Annotated in this window: 20 protein-coding genes and 3 tRNA genes; 19 read left to right on the top strand and 4 right to left on the bottom strand. The window is 74.5% G+C overall.

Annotated features, from left to right (window positions below):
• Positions 1-86: 86 nt before the first annotated feature.
• From nuoI to E4A51_RS17680, 9 genes are all read left to right on the top strand, one after another.
• Positions 87-770 carry an NADH-quinone oxidoreductase subunit NuoI gene (gene nuoI / locus E4A51_RS17640; RefSeq protein WP_226239410.1) on the top strand — a complete coding sequence of 228 codons (684 nt, stop codon included), beginning with the start codon at positions 87-89 and terminating at the stop codon, positions 768-770.
• Positions 767-1699, top strand: coding sequence for an NADH-quinone oxidoreductase subunit J (locus E4A51_RS17645; RefSeq protein WP_134852526.1), 933 nt, complete (start codon positions 767-769; stop codon positions 1697-1699). Before nuoI ends, E4A51_RS17645 begins: the two co-directional genes overlap by 4 nt.
• On the top strand, positions 1696-1995 hold the full coding sequence (gene nuoK / locus E4A51_RS17650) for an NADH-quinone oxidoreductase subunit NuoK (RefSeq protein ID WP_046529033.1): 300 nt from the start codon (positions 1696-1698) through the stop codon (positions 1993-1995). Before E4A51_RS17645 ends, nuoK begins: the two co-directional genes overlap by 4 nt.
• A gap of 11 nt (positions 1996-2006) precedes the next feature.
• The gene (gene nuoL, locus E4A51_RS17655; RefSeq protein ID WP_134852527.1) at positions 2007-3983 is read left to right on the top strand and encodes an NADH-quinone oxidoreductase subunit L; all 1977 of its coding nucleotides are present in this window, start codon (positions 2007-2009) and stop codon (positions 3981-3983) included.
• Between the two features lie 25 nt (positions 3984-4008).
• Positions 4009-5562, top strand: a complete 1554-nt coding sequence (locus E4A51_RS17660; protein WP_134852528.1) for an NADH-quinone oxidoreductase subunit M — start codon at positions 4009-4011, stop codon at positions 5560-5562.
• Between the two features lie 35 nt (positions 5563-5597).
• Positions 5598-7262, top strand: coding sequence for an NADH-quinone oxidoreductase subunit NuoN (gene nuoN / locus E4A51_RS17665; protein WP_370297514.1), 1665 nt, complete (start codon positions 5598-5600; stop codon positions 7260-7262).
• 91 nt (positions 7263-7353) lie between these two features.
• A complete protein-coding gene (locus E4A51_RS17670) occupies positions 7354-8361 on the top strand; it encodes a polyprenyl synthetase family protein (protein WP_134852529.1) in 1008 nt (335 codons plus the stop codon).
• Between the two features lie 13 nt (positions 8362-8374).
• Positions 8375-9142, top strand: coding sequence for a PP2C family serine/threonine-protein phosphatase (locus E4A51_RS17675; protein WP_070320206.1), 768 nt, complete (start codon positions 8375-8377; stop codon positions 9140-9142).
• A gap of 28 nt (positions 9143-9170) precedes the next feature.
• On the top strand, positions 9171-10835 hold the full coding sequence (locus tag E4A51_RS17680) for an RDD family protein (protein ID WP_134852530.1): 1665 nt from the start codon (positions 9171-9173) through the stop codon (positions 10833-10835).
• Positions 10836-10894: 59 nt separating this feature from the next.
• On the opposite strand, the gene rarD is transcribed toward E4A51_RS17680, so the two are convergent.
• Complete coding sequence (gene rarD, locus E4A51_RS17685; RefSeq protein WP_134852531.1) at positions 10895-11818, bottom strand: EamA family transporter RarD; 924 nt, start codon at positions 11816-11818, stop codon at positions 10895-10897.
• A 217-nt stretch (positions 11819-12035) separates the two neighbouring features.
• Here rarD and E4A51_RS17690 point away from each other — a divergent pair, with 217 nt between their 5' ends.
• Positions 12036-13421 carry an FAD-dependent oxidoreductase gene (locus E4A51_RS17690; protein ID WP_070320162.1) on the top strand — a complete coding sequence of 462 codons (1386 nt, stop codon included), beginning with the start codon at positions 12036-12038 and terminating at the stop codon, positions 13419-13421.
• A 153-nt stretch (positions 13422-13574) separates the two neighbouring features.
• Positions 13575-14447: a zinc metalloprotease HtpX gene (gene htpX / locus E4A51_RS17695; protein ID WP_134852532.1), complete on the top strand. Its 873-nt coding sequence runs from the start codon at positions 13575-13577 to the stop codon at positions 14445-14447.
• A 68-nt stretch (positions 14448-14515) separates the two neighbouring features.
• Here the strand turns inward: htpX and E4A51_RS17700 are convergent, their stop codons facing one another.
• Complete coding sequence (locus E4A51_RS17700; RefSeq protein ID WP_046529023.1) at positions 14516-15013, bottom strand: YajQ family cyclic di-GMP-binding protein; 498 nt, start codon at positions 15011-15013, stop codon at positions 14516-14518.
• Positions 15014-15222: 209 nt separating this feature from the next.
• On the opposite strand from E4A51_RS17700, the gene E4A51_RS17705 reads away from it, so the two are divergent.
• Positions 15223-15304, top strand: a tRNA-Tyr gene (locus E4A51_RS17705).
• A gap of 80 nt (positions 15305-15384) precedes the next feature.
• On the opposite strand, the gene E4A51_RS17710 is transcribed toward E4A51_RS17705, so the two are convergent.
• Positions 15385-15873: a hypothetical protein gene (locus E4A51_RS17710; RefSeq protein WP_134852533.1), complete on the bottom strand. Its 489-nt coding sequence runs from the start codon at positions 15871-15873 to the stop codon at positions 15385-15387.
• Between the two features lie 208 nt (positions 15874-16081).
• Here E4A51_RS17710 and E4A51_RS17715 point away from each other — a divergent pair.
• The 5 genes from E4A51_RS17715 to E4A51_RS17735 all read left to right on the top strand — a co-directional run bounded on the left by E4A51_RS17715 (position 16082) and on the right by E4A51_RS17735 (position 17457).
• Positions 16082-16154 (top strand) — tRNA-Thr (locus E4A51_RS17715).
• A gap of 58 nt (positions 16155-16212) precedes the next feature.
• A tRNA-Met gene (locus tag E4A51_RS17720) sits at positions 16213-16289 on the top strand.
• Positions 16290-16382: 93 nt separating this feature from the next.
• Complete coding sequence (rpmG, locus tag E4A51_RS17725) at positions 16383-16553, top strand: 50S ribosomal protein L33 (RefSeq protein WP_046529021.1); 171 nt, start codon at positions 16383-16385, stop codon at positions 16551-16553.
• A gap of 29 nt (positions 16554-16582) precedes the next feature.
• Positions 16583-17035: a MaoC family dehydratase N-terminal domain-containing protein gene (locus E4A51_RS17730; RefSeq protein ID WP_134852534.1), complete on the top strand. Its 453-nt coding sequence runs from the start codon at positions 16583-16585 to the stop codon at positions 17033-17035.
• Complete coding sequence (locus E4A51_RS17735; protein WP_134852535.1) at positions 17032-17457, top strand: MaoC/PaaZ C-terminal domain-containing protein; 426 nt, start codon at positions 17032-17034, stop codon at positions 17455-17457. Before E4A51_RS17730 ends, E4A51_RS17735 begins: the two co-directional genes overlap by 4 nt.
• 97 nt (positions 17458-17554) lie before the next feature.
• On the opposite strand, the gene E4A51_RS17740 is transcribed toward E4A51_RS17735, so the two are convergent.
• A complete protein-coding gene (locus E4A51_RS17740; RefSeq protein WP_046530718.1) occupies positions 17555-18616 on the bottom strand; it encodes a LacI family DNA-binding transcriptional regulator in 1062 nt (353 codons plus the stop codon).
• Positions 18617-18799: 183 nt separating this feature from the next.
• Here E4A51_RS17740 and E4A51_RS17745 point away from each other — a divergent pair, with 183 nt between their 5' ends.
• Both E4A51_RS17745 and E4A51_RS17750 read left to right on the top strand, forming a co-directional pair.
• Positions 18800-20224, top strand: a complete 1425-nt coding sequence (locus E4A51_RS17745) for an MFS transporter (protein WP_240696539.1) — start codon at positions 18800-18802, stop codon at positions 20222-20224.
• Positions 20221-21519: an MFS transporter gene (locus E4A51_RS17750; RefSeq protein WP_070320158.1), complete on the top strand. Its 1299-nt coding sequence runs from the start codon at positions 20221-20223 to the stop codon at positions 21517-21519. Before E4A51_RS17745 ends, E4A51_RS17750 begins: the two co-directional genes overlap by 4 nt.
• Positions 21520-21528: the final 9 nt, after the last annotated feature.

Here is a 21528-nt window from a genome sequence, read left to right on the forward strand (position 1 = left end):
CCGCGTCGTCGGGCGGCCAGGTGCAGCGCACCGGACGCACGGGCGGCGAGGTCGACCGCCCGGCCGCCGAGGGGTACCGCTCGCTCATCGAGAAGCGGTCGGGCCTCGGCGAGCTGCTGGCGCCCGTCGCCGGGTTCGGCGTGACGTTCTCCAACATGTTCCGGCCCACGGTCACGGAGCAGTACCCGCGCGAGCGCGTCCCCACCAAGCCGCGCTACCACGGCCGGCACCAGCTCAACCGGTACGCCGACGGCCTCGAGAAGTGCATCGGCTGCGAGCTGTGCGCGTGGGCGTGCCCCGCGGACGCGATCTACGTCGAGGGCGCCGACAACACGCCCGAGCAGCAGTTCTCGCCCGGCGAGCGGTACGGGCGCGTCTACCAGATCAACTACCTGCGCTGCATCTTCTGCGGCCTGTGCATCGAGGCGTGCCCCACGCGGGCGCTCACGATGACCAACGAGTACGAGCTCGCGGGCCCCACCCGGCCGGGCATGATCTGGGAGAAGCAGGACCTGCTCGCGCCCCTGCGCGAGGGGCAGCTGTCCACGCCGCACCCCATGGTCGAGGGCACGACCGACACCGAGTACTACCGGGGCGAGGTCACCGGCACCACCGACGAGCAGGTCGCGTGGGTCGCCGAGCACCGCCCCGACGACCCCACGCTGCCGGAGAACCGTGCCAAGGGCGCGGTCGTGCCGGACCTCGGGGCCACGCGCCTCGCGCAGCGGGAGATCACGGCGGGCGCGCACCGCCAGGGGGGTGCCCGGTGAGCCACGTCCTCACGGTGCTGCCGGCGGCCGCCGGCGCCCTGACCGAGTCCGGTCAGACCAGCACGGCCGAGGCCGTCCTGTTCTGGGTGCTCGGCCCGATCATGGTGCTCGCGGCGCTCGGCCTGCTGTTCGCCCGCAAGGCCGTGCACGCGGCCCTCGCGATCGTGCTGGTCATGATCTCGCTCGCGTTCCTGTACGTCGCGCAGGGCGCCGAGTTCCTGGGCGTCGTGCAGGTCGTCGTCTACACCGGCGCCGTCATGATGCTGTTCCTCTTCGTGCTCATGCTCGTGGGCGTCGACCGCTCCGACTCGCTCGTCGAGACGATCCGCGGCCAGCGCTGGATCGGCGCACTCGCCGGGATCGGCCTCGCGGTCGTCCTCGCGGGCGTCGTGGGGCGCGCCACCTACGGCGCGCCGGTCGGCATCACCGAGGTCAACGACGGCTCCAACCCGACGGCGATCGCGCACGTGATCTTCGGCCAGCACGTGTTCGCGATGGAGGTCGTCGGCGCGCTGCTCGTCACCGCGGCGCTCGGCGCCCTGGTGCTGACGCACCGCCAGCGGCTGACGCGCAAGGTCGGCCAGCGCGAGCGCGCCGAGCGTCGCCTGCGCGAGGGCGGCTACCCCGTGTCGCTGCCCGCCCCCGGCGTGTACGCGCGGCACAACGCGCTCGACGTGCCCGCGCTCGACCCCGAGGGTCGCCCGATCGAGGCCTCGGTGCCGCGCGTGCTGCGCGTGCGCGGCCAGGAGGCCGACGCGCGCGAGTACGCCGCGCGGATCGACCGCGTGCTCGCGGGCGGCTGGGCGTCCGGCGCCGGGACGTTCACGTCCAACCGCGACGTCGACGACCCGCACGGCCGGACCGCACCGACCCCGGGCACCCCCGGCACCGACGCCACCGAGACCGACGACGAGGAGGGGGCCCGGTGAGCCTCACCCACTACCTGGTGCTGGCCGCGATCCTGTTCGCGATCGGCGCCACGACGGTCCTGCTGCGGCGCAACGCGATCATCGTGTTCATGGGAGTCGAGCTCATGCTCAACTCGACGAACCTGCTCCTCGTGACGTTCTCGCGCATGCACGGCAACCTGTCCGGCCAGGTGCTCGCGTTCTTCGTCATGGTCGTCGCGGCCGCCGAGGTGGTCGTCGGGCTGGCGATCATCGTCACCATCTTCCGGACCAGACGCTCGGCGTCGGTCGACGACGTCAACCTGCTGAAGAGCTGAGGGGCTCCGACGTGCACACCCTGATTTCTTTGACGGCCCCTGCCGTCGTGCCGGCCGTCGAGCCCGTCGTGGCCGCCGACTGGCCCGGCGCCGACGCCGCCGTGCTGCTGGTCGCGCTGCCGCTGCTCTCGGCCGCGGTCCTGCTGCTGCTCGGGCGCCGCTCCGACCGCTGGGGCCACTGGCTCGGCGTGCTGGCCTCGGCCGGGTCGTTCGTCGTGGGCCTCGTGCTGCTGCTGGGCATGCTCGGCCTGCCGGCCGAGCAGCGCGTGCACGACGTGCACCTCGGCACGTGGCTCGACGCGGGCGCCCTGAGCATCGACGCCGGGCTGCGGGTCGACCCGCTGTCGCTCACGTTCGTGCTGCTCGTGACGTTCGTCGGCACGCTCATCCACGTCTACTCCGTGGCGTACATGGAGCACGACGCCGCGCGGCGCCGGTTCTTCGCGTACCTCAACCTGTTCGTCGCGGCGATGCTGCTGCTGGTCCTCGCGGACTCGTACGCGCTGCTGTTCGTCGGCTGGGAGGGCGTGGGCCTCGCGTCCTACCTGCTCATCGGCTTCTGGAACCACCACACGCCCTACGCGGTCGCCGCCAAGAAGGCGTTCGTCGCCAACCGCGTCGGCGACGTCGGGCTGCTGGTCGCCATGGGCCTGATGTTCGCGACCTTCGGCAGCCTGGACTTCTCGACCGTGCACGCGAACGTCGCGCAGACCTCGGAGTCGACGCTCACGCTGATCGGCATCGCGCTGCTCGTCGCGGCGTGCGGCAAGTCGGCGCAGTTCCCGCTGCAGTCCTGGCTGGGCGACGCGATGGCGGGCCCGACGCCGGTCTCCGCGCTCATCCACGCCGCGACCATGGTCACCGCGGGCGTCTACCTCATCGTGCGCTCGGGCGTGATCTACGCCGGTGCGCCCACCGCGCAGCTCGTCGTCGCGATCATCGGGGCGATCACGCTGCTGTTCGGGGCGGTCGTCGGCTGCGCGAAGGACGACATCAAGAAGGCGCTTGCCGCGTCGACCATGTCCCAGATCGGCTACATGGTGCTGGCCGCGGGCCTGGGGCCCATCGGGTACGCGTTCGCGATCTTCCACCTGGTCACGCACGGCTTCTTCAAGGCCGGCATGTTCCTCGGCGCCGGGTCGGTCATGCACGGCATGGACGACCAGGTCGACATGCGCCGCTTCGGCGGACTGGGCCGGTACATGAAGATCACGTACTTCACGTTCATGGCCGGCTGGCTCGCGATCCTCGGCATCCCGCCGTTCGCCGGGTTCTTCAGCAAGGACAAGATCATCGAGGCCGCGTTCGTGCCCGTCGACGGCCAGCCGTGGCGCGCGTGGGTGTTCGGCACCGTCGCGCTGCTGGGCGCCGGCATCACGGCCTTCTACATGTCCCGCCTGTTCTTCATGACGTTCGAGGGGCAGAAGCGCTGGAGCACCACGCGCGAGGGCAAGGAGCAGCACCCGCACGAGTCGCCCGCCCTCATGTGGGTGCCCATGGCCGTCCTCGCGGTCGGCTCGGTCGCGCTCGGCTGGGTGCTGCAGGCCGTCGGGTTCGTCACGTGGCTCGAGCCGTCGGTCGGCCACGCCGAGCACGAGGAACCCGTGCTGGGCGTGCCCGTGCTCATCGGCCTCACGCTCATCGCCGTCGCGCTCGGCCTCGCGCTCGCGTGGCGCCGGTACGCGGTGTCCACCGTCCCGGTCGTGCCGCCCGTCGGCACGGTGCTCACGCGCGCCGCGCGCGTCGACCTCTACCAGGACGCGGTCAACGACGCGGTGCTGGTCGAGCCCGGGCAGTACCTCACGCGGTCGCTGGTCTACGGGGACAAGGCCGTCGTCGACGGCGCCGTCACCGGTCTGGCGCGCGTGACCGTCGGGATCGGCGACCTCGTGCGCCGCGCGCAGAACGGCTTCGCCCGTTCGTACGCCGCGGTGATGGTCGTCGGCGTGGTCGTGCTCGCGGTCGTCGTCCTGGCCGTACGCGGCTGATCGAGTCGGAGGAGAGCGAGAACTGATGTCGGACTTCCCCTGGCTCAGCGCCCTGGTGGTGCTGCCGCTGCTCGGCGCGGTCGCGCTGTGGGTCCTGCCCACCGGCGCCCGTCGCCACACCCGCGCCGTCGCGCTCGGGTTCGCCCTCGCGCAGGTCGCGCTGGTCGTCGCCGCGTTCTCCGCGTTCGACGTCGCGGACGCCGCGACCCACCAGCTCGTCGAGACGTACCCCTGGATCCCGGCGCTCGGGGTCTCGTGGGCGCTCGGCGTCGACGGCGTGGGGCTCGCGCTCATCGCGATGTCGGTGGTCCTGGTGCCGCTCGTCGTGCTCGCCGCCTGGCGCGAGCAGGGCTCGGTCAGCGGGCCCACGGACCGGCTGCGCCACTACCTGGCGCTCGTGCTGCTGCTCGAGGCGTTCATCGTCCTGGTGTTCGCGGCGCGCGACGTGTTCCTGTTCTACGTCGTCTTCGAGGCGATGCTCATCCCGGTCTACTTCATGATCGGCGCGTTCGGCGGCGCCCAGCGGCGCTACGCGGCGGTGAAGTTCCTGCTGTACTCGCTCGCCGGCGGCCTCGTCATGCTGGTCGGCGTCATCGCGCTGTACCTGCAGGGACCGGGCGGGCCGGAGGGCTTCCTCACCGAGAACCTCGTCGGCACGGCGCTCGACCCCACGGTCGAGAAGTGGCTGTTCCTGTCGTTCTTCCTGGCGTTCGCCATCAAGGCGCCGATGTTCCCGGTGCACACGTGGCTGCCCGACGCGGCGCAGCAGGCGCCGGCCGGCACCTCGACGCTGCTGGTCGGCGTGCTCGACAAGGTCGGCACGTTCGGGATGCTGACGCTCTGCCTGCCGCTGTTCCCGAACGCGTCGCGCTGGGCCGCGCCCGTGATCGTCGTGCTCGCGGTGGTCTCGGTGCTCTACGGGGCGCTGCTCGCCATCGGGCAGAAGGACATGATGCGGCTCGTGGCGTACACGTCGGTGTCGCACTTCGGGTTCATCGTCCTGGGGATCTTCGCGTTCACGTCGACGTCGATCGCCGGCTCGTCGTTCTACATGGTCAACCACGGGCTCTCGACCGGTGGGCTGTTCCTCCTCGTGGGCTTCCTCGCGGCGCGCCGCGGGTCGCAGCAGATCGGCGACTTCGGCGGGCTGCAGAAGGTCGTGCCCGTGATGGCCGGCCTGTTCCTCGTGGTCGGCCTCTCCGCGCTGTCGCTGCCCGGCCTGTCGACGTTCGTGAGCGAGTTCCTCGTGATCGTCGGCACGTTCGCGCGGCACCCGGGCGTCGCGGTGGCCGCGACCTTCGGCGTCGTGCTCGCCGCGCTGTACGTGCTGTGGCTGTACCAGCGTGTGTTCACGGGCCCCGTCCGTCCCGAGCTCGCGAGCACGCCCGATCTCGGCGCGCGTGAGCGCTGGGTGATCGGCCCGCTGGTCGCGCTCATGCTCGTGCTCGGGTTCCTGCCCGGCCCCGCGCTCGACCTCGTGCGGCCACCCGCGCACGTGAGCCTCGAGCAGGTCGGCGTCGACGACGTCGCGCCGACCGTGTCGATCGCCACCGCCGGTGCCGAAGGGAGCGACCAGTGAGCGGCTTCACCGTCCCCGAGATCGCGTGGGGACCGATGGTCCCCGTGATGGTCGTGCTGCTGACCGCCGTGGTCGGCGTGCTCGTCGAGGCGTTCGTGCCCGCCGCGCACCGCCGCGCGGTGCAGCTCACGCTCACGCTCGCGGCGCTGGCAGGGTCGATCGTCGCGATCGCCGCGCTGTGGTCCGACACCGAGCGGACGGGCGGCACCGACGTGCTCGGCGGCTCGCTCGTGGTCGACGGCCCCACGCTGGTGCTGCAGGCGACGATCGCGCTGCTCGCGCTGCTGTCCACGCTCGTCGTGGCCGACCGCGTCACGGGCGGCGAGGACGCGTTCGCCCCCGCGGCCGCTGCCGTGCCCGGCTCGGACTACGAGGAGCTCGCGCGCCGCCGCGGGCTGCGCCAGACGGAGGTCTTCCCGCTCCTGCTGTTCGCGACCGGCGGCATGATGGTCTTCCCCGCGACGACCGACCTGCTGACGCTGTTCGTGGCGCTCGAGGTGCTCTCGCTGCCGCTGTACCTGCTGTCGGGCATGGCCCGCCGCCGGCGCCTGCTGTCGCAGGAGGCGTCGATGAAGTACTTCCTGCTCGGCGCGTTCGTCTCGGCGATCATGCTGTTCGGCATCGGCCTGCTGTACGGGTACTCCGGCTCGCTGCGGTTCGCGGACATCGCCGCCGCGACGGCCACGCCCAACGGCATGGAGGGGCTGCTGGTCGTCGGCGCGCTAATGCTGCTCGCGGGTCTGTTCTTCAAGGTCGGCGCCGTGCCGTTCCACATGTGGACGCCCGACGTCTACCAGGGCGCCCCGACCCCCGTCACGGGCTTCATGGCCGCGTGCACCAAGGTCGCCGCGTTCGGCGCGCTGCTGCGCGTCGTGTACGGCATGCTCCCGGGCATGGCGTGGGACCTGGACGTCGTCCTGTGGGTCGTCGCGATCCTCACGATGGTCGTCGGCACGGTCGCCGCCCTCGTCCAGACCGACGTCAAGCGCCTCCTCGCGTACTCGTCGATCGCGCACGCCGGTTTCGTGCTCACGGGCGTCGTCGCGCTCGACGACGCCGGTCTGACGGCCGTGCTGTTCTACCTGCTGGCCTACGGCGCGGCGACCGTCGGCGCCTTCGGGCTCGTGTCGCTCGTGCGCGAGCAGGGACCGGGGGAGGACGGCACGACCACGCTGCTGGGCGAGGCCACGCGCCTGCCGCAGTGGGCCGGGCTCGGTCGCACGCACCCCGTCGTGGCCGTGACGTTCACGCTCTTCCTGCTGTCGTTCGCGGGGATCCCGCTCACGGCCGGGTTCGTCGGCAAGTTCGCCGTCTTCTCGGCGGCCGTCGAGGGCGGCGCCTGGCAGCTCGCGCTCGTCGGCGTGCTGGCCTCGGCCGCCGCGGCGTTCTTCTACGTCCGCATCATCGTGCTGATGTTCTTCACCTCGCCGCACGACGCGGCCGACGACGCGCCGGCCGGTCCGACCCCCGCGGTCGGTGCGGTCGCGTCCGACGACGTCGCGGACGGGGGCACCCAGGCCGCCGCGACCGGCGTCGCCGTGGCCACGTCTGCGCCCGAGCGCGCGACCACGACGGTCGCGGCCGGCGAGGGGCTCACGGTCGTCGCCGTCGCGGTGTGCGCCGTCCTCACGGTGCTGCTCGGCGTCGCCCCGTCGCCGGTCCTGGACGCCATCGCCTCGGTGGCGGTCCTGCTGCCGTGACGTCCGTGTCGTGGCTGCGCGAACCGGGAGCGATCGGACACCGAGCGCTCCCGGTTCCGCGACCGCGCCAGGGTGCGGATAGGTTCGTCCCGTGACGACCGCTCTCGCCCTCCCGTTGCACGACGCCGCGCTCGCCGAGCGCCTGACGGGGCGCCTCGGTCTCGTCGAGGAGCTGCTGCGCAGCGCCGTCACGTACGCCGACCCCATCGCGCACGACGCGTCGAGCCACCTCGTCAACGCGGGCGGCAAGCGCCTGCGCCCGCTGCTCACGCTGCTGACCGCGGAGCTCGGCGACGGCGCGCGCCGCGAGGTGGTCGACGCCGCCGCCGTGGTCGAGCTGACGCACCTCGCGACGCTGTACCACGACGACGTCATGGACTCGGCCCCGGTCCGTCGCGGCGCACCCGCCGCGCACGAGGTCTGGGGCAACTCGGTCGCGATCCTCACCGGCGACCTGCTCTTCGCCCGCGCGTCCTCGCTCGTGTCCGGGCTGGGACCGGAGGCCGTGCGCATCCAGGCGCAGACCTTCGAGCGGCTGTGCCTCGGCCAGCTCCACGAGACCGTGGGCCCCGGTGCGGACGAGGACCCCGTCGCGCACTACCTGCAGGTGCTCTCCGACAAGACCGCGTCGCTCATCGCCACGTCCGCCCGCTTCGGGGCGATGTTCGGGGGCTGCAGCGCGGAGGTGGTGCGCACGGTCACGCAGTTCGGCGAGACCATCGGCGTGGCGTTCCAGCTCGCCGACGACGTCATCGACCTCACGTCCGACGGCACCGTGACGGGCAAGACCCCCGGCACGGACCTGCGTGAGCGGGTCCCGACGATGCCCGCGCTGCTGCTGCGGTCGCGGGTCGCGGCGGCGTCGGGCGGCGCGGCGGACCGCGACGTCCTCGCGCTGCTGGACGGCGACCTGACGGACGACGCGGACCTCGCCACGGCGGTCGCGGCGCTGCGCGACCACGACGTCGTCGCGCAGACGCGTCGACGGGCCGTGGAGCTCGCGCGGCAGGCGGTCACCGAGCTCGCGCCGCTGCCGGCCGGGCCGGTCAAGGACGCGCTGGTCGCCTTCGCGGACGCGCTCGTCGACCGCGCGTCGTGACGCGGCGGTGGTGATGGGTACCCGGGTCCGGCTACGGTCCGCCCTCGCCACCGACCAGGCCGCGCGCGACAGCAACGAGGACACCGCGTGGGCCTCCGACGGGGTGTTCGTCGTCGCCGACGGCATGGGTGGGCACGAGGCCGGTGAGGTCGCGTCGAGCGTCGCCGTGGACGTCGTGCGCTCGCTCGGCGGCACGAACCCGTCCCTCGACGACGCGGTGCGTGTCGTGCGCGAGGCGCACCGCCGGGTGCGCGCGCTGCGTGCCGAGGGGGAGCGGCGGCCGGGGACGACCCTGTCCGGCGTGGTGCTCACCGAGCACGCGGGCGTGCCGTGCTGGCTCGTGGTCAACGTCGGCGACTCGCGCACCTACCGCATGGTCGGCGGCGTCCTCGAGCAGCTCACGCACGACCACTCGGAGGTCGCCGAGCTCGTCGCCCAGGGTCTGGTCGCGGTCGAGGACGCGCCGCACCACCCGCGACGGCACGTCGTGACGCGCGTGCTGGGCGGCGGTGCGTCGCGCGTCGAGCCGGACCTGCGGATGTTCCCCGTCAGCCCGGGCGACCGCATGGTCGTGTGCTCGGACGGGCTGACCGACGCGCTGCCGGACGCACGCGTGCAGGCGGTGCTGCGTGCCGAGCGTCACCCGCAGGCGGCGGCCGACCGGCTGGTGCGCGAGGCGCTGGCCGCGGGCGCGCAGGACAACGTGACCGTCGTCGTGGTCGACGCGGTGGCCGTCACCCGCCCGTCCGACGCGCCCACCGGCCCTGACGTGGGACGATGACGCCTCACCCGACCCCGGAGGATCGTCCGTGAGCACCCGCGCCTCGGCCCCCCGCTGTGCGTCCTGCGGCATGCCGCTCGCGCCCGACGCGACGGCGTGCGCCGTGTGCGGCGCGCGCGTGCCGCTCATCGCCCGCACGTCCGGCGAGGAGGATGCGCAGGCCGCGCCGGAGACCCCGTCCCGCCCCGTGGGTGGGCTCTCGGGGCGCCGCGCCGCAGCCCGCGGCGGCGCGGACGGCTTCTCCTCGGACCCGCTCTCGGCGGACGCTCCGCGGCCGTCCGCGTGGCCGACCCCGCGCGCGGGCGACGACCGGGCGGCCGCGTCGTCCGCCGGGCACCCGATCGCCGGGCCGGCCGCGGACGCGTCGCCGTCGGTACCCGGCGTGCCGACCTCACCTGTGTCGTCGTCGCCCGTCGCGCCGCCGCCGACCCCCGCCGCACCGGGGCCGGGCGTCCCTGCTGCCGCGCCGTCCTCGCCGCGTCTCGAGGCGGCGGCGGTGCGCGACCTGCGGTCGGCCGTGCGCGCCTCGGGGGGCGCGCGCGCGGACGTGCCGCCGTCCGTGGGGCGTCGCGTCGGTGCGTACGCGATCGACCTCGCGCTCGCGTTCGCGGCGGGCCTCGTGGGCGTGCTGCTGGGGCTGGCCACGGGCGTCGACGGCACGCTGCTCGCGTGGGCGCTCGGCCTCGTGGTCGGCGCCGCTCAGATCGTCGCCGAGGGTCTGCGGGGCACCACGCTCGGCGCCCGGCTGCTCGGCGTCCGCACGGTCGACGAGCGGACGGGCGCGGCCCCGGGCGTCCCGCGCGCGTTCGTGCGGCAGCTCGTCGTGGCGCTCGGCACGCCGGTGTGCCTCGTGGGCAACTGGGTGGTCGCGGCGTCGGCGGCGTGGGACAAGGGCCCGCAGAGCCGGGGGTGGCACGACAAGGCGTCGGGCACGCGCGTCGTGCGCACGACGGCCACGGCCGCCGCCGCGGTGCGGACGGCCCCGGCGGGCGCTCCCGCGCAGGTCCCCGGCCGGGCCGTCGTCCCGCCCGGCGACGCGCTGTACGCCCCGCCCCCGCGCGACGTCCGCGGTCCGGTGCCCCCGCCCCCCGTGGGGCCGCCGGCGCCGCGCCCGCCCGCGCCGGCGCCGGACCTGGTCGAGCCGCCGCAGGTGGCGCCGCACGCACCGCGCGCGGAGCGGCCCGCTGCCGACCTGCTGCCGCCGCCGCCCACGCCGGGCGGGACCGACGGTGCGCGGGACGCAGCGGCGCGCTCGCCGCGGGAGCCCGTCGTCGCACCGACCGACGAGGACCTGGCCGAGCTCGAGCACACGCGCGTGCGGCACCCGGAGTCGTTGCGACGTCGCACGGGCACGCTCGCGCTCAGCTTCGACACCGGGGAACGCGTGCGGGTCGTGGGGCGCGGGCTCGTGGGCCGCGGGCCGCGCGCCGAGGACGGCGAGGACATCCTGCACGTGGTCGCGCTGCAGGACGCCGCGCGGTCGTTGTCGCGCGTGCACGCGGAGTTCGGTCCGCACGAGGACGGGGGCGACGGCGCGGCGCTCTGGGTGACGGACCGGGGATCGACCAACGGCACCGTCGTGGTCGACCCCGCGGGCGTCGCGCGCGTGCTGCCGGCGGGCACCCCGGCGGTGGTGCGCGCGGGGTGGACGGTGCGCCTGGGCGACCGCGAGGTGCGCGTCGAGGACGACTGACGCGGCAGCGCCGCGGCCCGCGGCCGCCGTGCGTCGGGAACGGTGCGTCGGGAGCGGTGTCAGGCCGTCGGGCCGAGGGGGGCGTCGTGGGCCGCGGGGCGGCGCGCGTGGCGCAGCCCGTCGACCGTGAGCACCACGAGCGCGACCCAGACGAGGCCGAAGCCCCACCAGCGGGCGGGTGGCATGCGCTCGCCCGCGACGAGCACGCCGATCGCGAGCTGGAGCACCGGGGCGAGGTACTGCAGCAGCCCCACGGTGGCGAGCGGCAGCCGCCGCGCCGCGGAGTTGAACAGCAGCAGGGGGACGGCGGTGAGCACGCCCGTGCCGACGAGGGCGAGACCGTGCCAGTCCAGCGCGGCCGTGCCGAGCCCGGCGACGTGCAGGACGACGAGGTAGCCGACGGCCACGGGGGCCAGCACGGCGGTCTCGGCGGCGAGGCCCGGCAGGGCCGCGACGCGCGGGCCCACGCGGGACTTGATGAGGCCGTAGGTGCCGAAGCTGCCGGCGAGCACGAGCGCGATCCACGGCAGGCGGCCGTAGGCGACCGTGAGCACGACGACGGCGGCCGTGCCGCACGCGACGGCGGCCCACTGCACGGGCCGGAGCCGTTCGCCGAGCACGAGCACGGCGAGCGCGATGGTCACGAGCGGGTTGATGAAGTAGCCGAGCGCGGCGTCGACGACGTGCCCGGTGGTCACGCCGTGCACGAACACGAGCCAGTTGACGGCGAGCAGCACGGCGGCGAGCGTGAGGCGCAGGACCAGTCCCCGGTCGCGGAGGATCGCGACGAACGCCGCCCACGTGCCGGTGACGCGCAGCAGCACGAGGCACAGCAGCAGCGACCACACGACGCGGTGCGCGATGATCTCGACCGGCCCGGACGGGGTGAGCAGCGGGAAGTACAGCGGCAGCGCGCCCCACAGCAGGTACGCGCCGACGCCGGCGGCGAGCCCGCCGCGGCGGCCGGGGGAGGGTGCGTCCACGTCGCGACTGTACGACGCGGCCCGTAGGGCGGTCGTTCTCATCACGTCCGCATCGCGGGATGTCCGTATCGTGGAGTGGACGTCGAGCAAGGGTGCCCTCACGTCCTAGACTTGCGGAGCATCGCTCTCGCGCCGACGGCGAGGCGCACGGCCGCCGGGGCCCTGGAGGGCGCCCCGTCGTGCGAGGGCTCCCCACAGCGGAAGGCAACCTGGTCCCGTGAGCACCCCGACCCTGCGCGTCGCGATCGTCGGCGCCGGTCCGGCCGGCATCTACGCGGCGGACATCCTGTCCAAGACGGACCTCGACGTGAGCATCGACCTGTTCGAGCGCCTGCCCGCGCCGTTCGGGCTCGTGCGCTACGGCGTCGCGCCCGACCACCCGCGCATCAAGCAGATCATCGTCGCGCTGCACAAGGTGCTCGAGCGCGGCGACATCCGCCTCATCGCCAACGTCGACTACGGCACCGACCTCAAGCTCGACGACCTGCGCACCTACTACGACGCCGTGATCTTCTCCACCGGCTCGATCCGCGACGCCGCGCTGCCCATCCCCGGCATCGACCTCGAGGGCTCGTACGGCGCCGCCGACTTCGTGTCCTGGTACGACGGGCACCCCGACGTGCCCCGCACGTGGCCGCTCGAGGCGCAGCACGTCGCGGTCCTCGGCGCGGGCAACGTCGCGCTCGACGTCGCGCGGATCCTCGCCAAGCACGCCGACGACCTGCTGCCGACCGAGGTGCCGGCCAACGTCTACGACATCCTCAAGACCAGCCCGGTCACCGACGTGCACGTGTTCGCGCGCCGCGGGCCCGCGCAGGCCAAGTTCTCGCCGCTCGAGCTGCGCGAGCTCGGGCACGTCCCGGACGTCGACACGATCGTCTACCCCGAGGACTTCGAGTTCGACGAGGGCTCGATGGCGGCGATCCACTCGAGCAACCAGACCAAGCAGGTCGTCAAGACCCTCACGGACTGGACGCTCAAGGAGCCCGAGGAGCTCACGGCCTCGCGGCGCATCCACCTGCACTTCCTGCACCAGCCCGTCGAGGTGCTGGGCGAGGACGGCAAGGTCGTGGGCCTGCGCACCGAGCGCACGGCGCTCAACGGCGACGGCAACGTCACGGGCACGGGGCAGCTCCACGACTGGCCCGTGCAGGCCGTCTACCGCGCGGTCGGCTACTTCGGCTCGCCGCTCGTCGACATCCCGTTCGACGACGTCGCGGGCGTCATCCCCAACCGCGAGGGCCGCGTGATCGACGTCGACGGCGAGCACCTGCCGGGCGTGTACGCGACCGGGTGGATCAAGCGCGGCCCCGTGGGTCTCATCGGCCACACGAAGTCCGACGCGTCGGAGACGATCCGTCACCTCGGCGAGGACGTCGCCGAGGCCGGCGAGGCGTTCTACACCGCCACCGAGCGCGACCCCCAGGCCGTGCTCGACTTCCTCACGCAGCGGGGCGCCGAGCCCATCGACTGGTCCGGCTGGGAGCTGCTCGACGCGTACGAGCGGTCGCTCGGCGAGCCGCACGGGCGCGAGCGGGTCAAGCTCGTGCCGCGGGACCACATGGTGGCGATCTCGCTCGGCCGCGAGCTGCCGCAGGGCTGACGTCCCGCGACGCGCCACGAGGGCCCGGACGGCACGCCGTCCGGGCCCTCGTGCGTGCGCGTCCGGGGCGGTCGGGAACGTCGCCCCCGCGCCTCGCGTTGTCACGGGTGCGGGCGGCGGAGGGTCGCCGGCCGCGGGGAGGACGAGACTGCGATGGGTCACCGGCACTACAACGGCCTGAAGACGGCGGCGCTGTTCGGCGCGCTGTGGGCGGTCCTGCTCGGCATCGGCTGGCTCGTGGGCGGGCCGCGCTACCTGTGGCTGTTCACGCTCGCGGGCCTGGCGATGACGGCGTACAGCTACTGGAACTCCGACAAGATCGCGATCCGCGCCATGCGTGCGCGGCCCGTGAGCGAGCTCGAGCAGCCCGCGATGTACCGGATCGTGCGCGAGCTCTCGACGGCCGCCCGGCAGCCGATGCCGCGGCTGTACGTGTCGCCCACGATGGCGCCGAACGCGTTCGCGACGGGCCGCAACCCGCAGAACGCGGCGGTGTGCTGCACCGACGGCATCCTCGCGATCCTCGACGAGCGCGAGCTGCGCGGCGTCCTGGGGCACGAGCTCATGCACGTCTACAACCGCGACATCCTCACGTCGTCGGTCGCCGCGGCGGTCGCGGGCGTCATCACGTCGCTCGCGCAGTTCGCGCTGTTCTTCGGCGGCGGCGACCGTCGCGACGGCGGCGGCAACCCGCTCGCGGGCCTGCTCATGGTGTTCCTCGCGCCGTTGGCCGCCACGACCGTGCAGCTCGCGATCTCCCGCACCCGCGAGTACGACGCCGACGAGGACGGTGCGCGCCTGACCGGCGACCCGCTGGCCCTCGCGTCGGCGCTGCGCAAGCTCGAGGCCGGCACGAACGCCCGCCCCCTGCCCCAGGACCGTGACCTGGTCGACGTGTCGCACCTCATGATCGCCAACCCGTTCCGCGGCGGCGGCCTCGGGCGGCTGTTCGCGACCCACCCGCCGATGGCCGACCGCATCGCGCGCCTCGAGGCCATTGCGGGCGGCGGCGTCACGCGCTACTGACGCGACGACGCCGGGCGTGGTGCGCCGCGCCCGGCGTCGTCGGTGCGCCCGGGCGCCCGGGCGTCAGGTCAGCGGTAGTTCGTGAACTGCAGCGCCGCGTCGACGTCGGCGCCCTTGAGCAGCGCGATCACGGCCTGCAGGTCGTCGCGGCTCTTGGCCGAGACGCGCAGCTCGTCGCCCTGGATCTGCGTCTTGACGCCCTTGGGGCCCTCGTCGCGCACGATCTTCGCGAGCTTCTTGGCGACCTCGCTGCTCAGGCCCTCCTTGATGGTGGCCGGCAGGCGGTACTCCTTGCCCGAGGGCTTGGGCTCGCCGTCACCCGTGTCGAGGGCCTTGAGCGAGATGTTGCGCTTGATGAGCTTCGACTGGAAGACGTCGAGCACCGCGAGCACGCGCTCGGCGGAGTTGGCGACCATGAGGATCGTGTCGCCGCTCCACGCGATCGACGCGCCGACGCCCTTGAAGTCGTAGCGCTGCGCGATCTCCTTGACGGCCTGGTTCAGCGCGTTGTCGACCTCCTGGCGGTCGACCTTGCTCACGACGTCGAACGACGACTCGCTCGCCATGTCCTGCTCCTCCCGGCGCCCCGTGCGGGGGCCTTGATCGTCCGTCGGACGGGGGCGTGCGGTGCGTCGCGCCGGCCGCTGCGGGCCGGGGTGGCGCGAGCCCCCTCCTGGACTTGCTATCCTTCCATCCGCACGCGGCTCACGCGGACGCACCGGATCGTCGTACTCGTACGGCGCCCCGGGGTGGTCGTACCGGGCCCGCGCCCCTTGGCGGGTTACCCGAGTGGCCAAAGGGGGCTGACTGTAAATCAGCTGGCAACGCCTACGGGGGTTCGAATCCCTCACCCGCCACGCACCGAAGGGGACGTCCTCCACGAGGACGTCCCCTTCGTCGTCCCCGTGCCGTTCCCGGTCCGGGGTCCGTGCGTGCGTCAGCAGGTCCAGGCGCCGGACGTGACGGAGACGGTGGTCCCCTCGTCGCGCGTGTCGAACACGCCGGCGTCCTCCTCGGAGGCGAACAGGACGCCGACGGCCACGGGCTCCGCGATGCCGGTGAGTGCCGCGAGCTGCTCGTGGGCGCCCTCCTGGCACGCCGGGTCGACGGGTTCGACGTCGTAGCCCTGCTGGTCGAGGCGCGCGACCTCGGCCGCGAGGGCCTCGGCGTCGGCGCTCGCGTCGACGGCCGTCCAGACGGCCCACACGTCGCCGTCGGCCTCGGCGGGGGAGACGGCGGCGGGCCAGTCCGCCGCCGACGGGTCGACCCCGGCGTCCGCGTCGGACGCGCAGGCCGCCGACACGAGGAGCGTGACGGCCGCGAGCACGGTGGGCAGGGCCGCGCGGTGCGCGACGGGACGGGGCCGCGCGGCACCCGGGGAGGGGACGGCGGGCCGGACGTCAGGACGACGGCGAAGGGGTGGCATGCGCGGGATCGTGGCACGCGGTCCGCGCCGGCCGCGACGAGCCGAAACGCTTAGGCGGACGACCGGGGGCCGGGGCGACGGCGCCGGTGGGTGCGGCCCGCGCCGAGGGTCGCGGGCCCGCGTCCGCGGGGCGTCGCGGGCGTCCGGGGCGCCGCGCGCGACCCCGATTTCGCAGGTGCCCCGTGGCCCGTGTACTCTGATCCGCGCTGCCCCGATAGCTCAGTCGGCAGAGCGTCTCCATGGTAAGGAGAAGGTCAAGGGTTCGATTCCCTTTCGGGGCTCTGTGGTGTGTCACGGGTCGGTCGTCCTCGCGGCGGCCGCCCGGGACATGACCGCTGTGGCGGGATAGCTCAGGTGGTTAGAGCACACGGCTCATAATCGTGGTGTCGCGGGTTCGAATCCCGCTCCCGCTACCACGTCCGGCGAACATCCGTCGCAGCAGCGCGCGTCGGCCGGCGCGCGCCAGGAGAAGAACGCAGCCCCCGCGGGGCGCGAGAGGTGACACGAACATGGCCAGCAAGAGCGCGGACGTCCGCCCCAAGATCACGCTCGCCTGCACGGAGTGCAAGGAGCGGAACTACATCACGAAGAAGAACCGTCGGAACACGCCCGACCGTCTCGAGATGAAGAAGTTCTGCCCGCGTGACAACAAGCACACGGTGCACCGCGAGACCCGCTGACGCGGGTCCACGCCGGCAGCCACGCTGACGTGCAGGTCGACACCTCCTTCGCCGGGCGGGCCTACCCGCCCGGCGACGTGTATGTGGTCGCGCGAGAGAAGCTGCGCGAGTTCGCCGAGGCGACGGGTGCCACGCACCCCGCCCACACCGACGTCGCCGCCGCCCGCGCGCTGGGCCACCCCGACGTCGTGGCGCCGCCCACGTTCGCCGTGGTCATCGCGCAGCGGACCGAGGCGCAGTACGTCGACGACCCGGCCGCCGGCATCGACTTCAGCCGTGTCGTGCACGCCGACGAGCGCTTCACGCACCACCGCCCGATCCACGCGGGGGATCGGCTGCTCACCACGCTGCACGTCGACTCCGTGACGCAGCGCGCGGGGCTGTCGATGGTCACCACCCGCTGCGAGATCGCCGACGAGTCGGGCGCACCCGTCGCGACCGTCGTGTCGACGCTCGCCGTGCGCCCCGAGGACGCCGCATGACCGCCCCCGTGCTCACCGACCTCGAGGTCGGTCAGGAGGTCGCACGCCGCACCGTCGCGGTCGACCGCGCGCGGCTCGTGCGCTACGCCGGCGCGTCCGGCGACTTCAACCCGATCCACTGGAACGAGCGCGTCGCGACGTCGGTCGGCCTGCCGGGCGTCATCGCGCACGGCATGTGGACCATGGGCGCCGCTGTCGCGGTCGTCGTGGACTGGGTGGGCGACCCCGGTGCCGTCGTCGACTACCAGACGCGCTTCACGCGCCCCGTGCCCGTGCCCGACCCGGGCGAGGCCCACGTCGACGTCGTCGCGACGGTCGGTGCGCTCGACCTCGAGGCCGGCACGGTGCGAGTCGACCTCACGGTGACCGTCGAGGGTGCGCGCGTGCTCGGCAAGGCCCAGGCGGTCGTCCGGCTCGGCTGAGCCGTCCCGCCTCCTCGCCGCCGTCGCTCGCGGCGTCCACCGACGCGCGCCGCCGCGCCTTCCCCGCGCGCGGTGCGTCGTGCTCGGTGCCGCGCGATCAGCGCGGCGCGGGGCCCGTCGTCGTCCCGACGCGCAGCGCGACCGGCAGCACCTGCGGCTCGGGCATGCGGCCCTCGAGCAGCGCGGACACCGCGGTGCCGATCGCGGCGCCCTTCTCGGCGAGCGGCTGCGCCACCGACGTGAGCACGTCGGGTGCGAGCCAGGCGAGGTCGAGCCCGTCGAACCCCGCGACGGACACGTCCTGCGGGACGCGCAGCCCCAGCTCACGCGCCGCGAGCACGACGCCCGACGCGAGCAGGTCCGACTGGCAGATCACGGCCGTGGGCCGGTCTGGCGCCGCGAGCAGGGCGCGGCCCGCCGCGGCGCCGTTCTCGACGAGCGACGCGGGGGTCTCGTAGACGGTGGTCGGCGTGACGCCCGCGTCCGTGACGCCCGCGAGGCGACGGCGCGTGATCTCCCAGGCGAGGTGCGTCAGTCGCTCGGCGTCCGCGGGTCCCTCCGAGCGGCCGCGGTCGAACGGCAGCGTGACCGTCGCGATGCGCGTGTGCCCGAGGTCGAGCAGGTGGCGCGTGAGCTCGGCCATGCCGCCGCGGTCGTCGATGCCGACGGCCGCGACGTCGGGCTGGGGCGTGCCCTCGACCAGCACGGTCGGCGTGCCGCGGCGGCGCAGGGTCTCGAGGACGGGGTCGTCGGTCGTGCCGCCCCACATCTGCACCGCGACGTCCATCGCGGCGGACTCCAGCAGCGGGTCGACGGCGGGCTGCGACGCGTCGTGCGGGCCGGGGACCAGCAGCACGCCGAGGCCGAGCGGGCCGAGGGTCGCGGCCAGCCCGTCGAGCACCTGCGACGAGACGGGGTCGCGGAACGCGCGGCGCAGGGCGTCGCCCATGATGACGCCGACGATGCCCGAGCGTCCGCGGCGCAGCTGGCGCCCGAGCGGGTTGGGGCCCGCGTAGGCGAGCGTGCGGGCCGCCTCGAGGACGCGCGCGCGGGTCGCGTCGGCGATGGGGCCCGATCCGGAGAACGCGAGCGAGGCCGTGGAGACCGAGACGCCCGCGGCCGCCGCCACGTCGGCCAGGGTCGTGCGCTGCGCGGACAGGGCGGGTACCTCCGGGGGCGGGGTGACGTGCGTCGCGGTCGTTGACGTCCGCGTCAGCGTACCCGCAGAATGTCCGGGACCCCTCATATCGATTCGACCCGGTGCGACGTGCGATCGAATCGATTCGAGCCGTCCGGGCGTCGACCTCGCCGCCCGTCGTCACCCGCACCACGGAGCGCCCCTGTGACCCGCCACGCCCCGCCGAGCGTCGCTCGCGCGCGGATCCTGCTCGTCGGACTGTTCTGCCTCGCCGGCTTCGCCTTCGCGAGCTGGCTCGCCCGCATCCCCACCGTGCGCGACCTGCTCGACCTCGGCACGTCCGACCTCGGCGTGCTGCTGCTGGTCGGCTCCGTGGGGTCGCTCCTCACCGTGACGGCGTCGGGCGCCGTGCTGCAACGGCTCGGCACCCGACGCGTCCTGGTGCTCTCGGCGTTCGTCCTCGCGACCGCGCTGGTGCTGCTCGGCACCGGCCCGACCGTGGGCTCGCGGGTGCTGCTGGCCGCCGGCATCTTCCTCAACGGCGTCGCGGTCGCGCTCGGCAACGTCGCGATCAACGTCGAGTCCGCGCGCATCGAGCGTGCGGTCGGGCGCACGATCATCCCCCAGTTCCACGCGGCGTTCTCGGTCGGCGCCGTGCTCGGCTCCGGCACGAGCGCGCTCGCGTCCGCAGCGGGCGTCCCGGTGTCGGTCCAGCTGCCGGCGACCGCCGCGCTCGTCCTGGTGTGGCGCCTCGCGTCTGTCCGCGGCGTCGTGCTGCCCGCGACGGCGGTGGAGCTCGCCGCCCGCGCCACCCCCGCCACGGGGGAGGCCGACGCGGCCGTCGCGCCGGTCCCGGTGTCGCGCGCCCGCCGCGGCGCGCGCCGCATCGGCTCGGCGCTCGGCGCGTGGCGCGAGCCCCGCACGCTGCTCGTGGGCGTCGTCGTCCTCGCGGCCGCGTTCTCCGAGGGCGCCGCCAACAACTGGCTCTCGCTCGCGGTCGTCGACGGATTCACCACGAGCGAGTCGGTCGGCGGCGCCGTGCTCGGGGTGTTCGTCGCCTCGATGACGGCCGTGCGGCTGCTCGGCACGCGCCTGCTCGACCGGTACGGCCGCGTCGCGGTGCTGCGGGCCTCGGGCCTCACGTCGGCCGTCGGCCTGCTCACCTTCGGGTTCGCGCCCTCGCTGCCGCTCGCTGCCGGCGGCGTCGTGCTGTGGGGCGTCGGCGCCGCGCTGGCCGTGCCCATCGGCATCGCCGCGGCCTCCGACGACCCCACCCGGGCCGCCGCACGGGTCGCCGTCGTGTCGGCGTTCGCGTCCATGGCCTCGCTCGTGGCGCCCCCCGTGCTGGGCCTCGCGGCCGAGCACGTCGGCGCGCGTCACGCGCTCGTGCTCATCGTCGTCGCGATGCTCACGAGCGTCTCGGTGTCGCGCACGGTCGCCCCCCAGGCGTCCGGGCCGTCCGTCGTGCCGACGCCGCGGGCCGCCGCCGACGCCGTGGTCCCGGCCCGCCCGCAGCCCGCCGGCCCGGACGGCACCGGCCCGGGCCTCGTGCGGTCGCCCTCGACGGGCGCCGCCGCCGAACTCGCGGACGCCGAGGCCGCCGCGGCGGGCCCGGGAGGCGCACGATGACCGCCGGGTCCACGGGCGCGCGCGCGGCGCGGACGCCGGACGCCCGCGACGTCCGGCTCGCGTCCACGGCCGTGTTCGCGGTCTTCCTGCTCTCGGGGGTCAACTTCGCGTCGTGGGCGTCCCGCCTGCCCGCGGTGCGGGACGCGCTCGACCTCACGCCCGAGCGCATGGGCGTCCTGCTGCTCGTGGGCGCGTTCGGGTCGCTGCTCTCGCTCCCGCTGTCGGGGCTGGTCGTCGAGCGTCTCGGAGCGCGGCGCACCGTCCTCGGGTTCGCCGTCCTCAACGCGGTCGGGTACGTCGTCGCGTCGCTCGGCGTCACGCTCGGGCTGATCCCCGTCGTCGGGGTCGGCCTGGTCCTCGCGGGCGTCGGCACCGGCGTGTGGGACGCCGCGATGAACCTCGAGGGGGCGCTCGTCGAGCAGCGTCTGGGGCGCACGGTCATGCCGCGGTACCACGCCGGGTTCTCGTTCGGCACGATGGCGGCCGCCGGTGTCGCGGCTCTCGCGGCCTGGGCGCACGTCCCCGTCCAGGTGCACCTGCCGGTGATGGTCGTGCTGTCCGCCGTCGCCGTGGCGGTCGCGGTGCGCGCGTTCCTCGTGCACACCCCCGCCGAGCCGCATGCCGACGAGCCCGACGTGGGCGACGTGCAGGGCGAGGCACCCCGCGGCGCGCGCGCCGCGCTCGGCGCGTGGCTCGAGCCCCGCACCCTGCTCATCGGCCTCGTCGTCCTCGCGGCCGCGCTCACCGAGGGCTCGGCCAACGACTGGGTCAGCCTCGCCGTGGTCGACGGGTTCGGCACCGCCCACGCGACCGGGGCCGTCGGCTTCGGGCTGTTCGTCACCGCGATGACCGCGATGCGGCTGTTCGGCACCGCGCTGCTCGACCGGTACGGGCGCGTCGTCGTGCTGCGGCTGTGCGCCGCGCTCGCGGCCGTCGGCCTGCTGCTGTTCGGCCTCGCCGACCAGCTCTGGCTCGCGCTGGCCGGCGTCGTCGTGTGGGGCATGGGCGCCGCCCTCGGGTTCCCGGTGGGCATGAGCGCGGCCTCCGACGACCCGCGCCGCGCCGCGCAGCGCGTCGCCGTCGTCTCGACGATCGGCTACTCGGCGTTCCTCGCCGGCCCGCCGCTGCTGGGCCTGCTGGCCGAGCACGTCGGCTACCGCGACGCGCTCCTCGTGATCTTCGCGCCGGTCGCGCTCGGGCTGCTCGTCACGGGCGCCGCGCGTCCGCTGCCCGCGACGCCGACCCCGCCCCCGGCGGCGGCCGCCCGCGAGGACGCACCCCCGCCCGGCGTCTAGCCTGGGACC

Source organism: Cellulomonas sp. HD19AZ1, assembly GCF_004535805.1.
In the GTDB taxonomy this organism is placed as follows: Bacteria; Actinomycetota; Actinomycetes; order Actinomycetales; family Cellulomonadaceae; genus Cellulomonas; species Cellulomonas iranensis.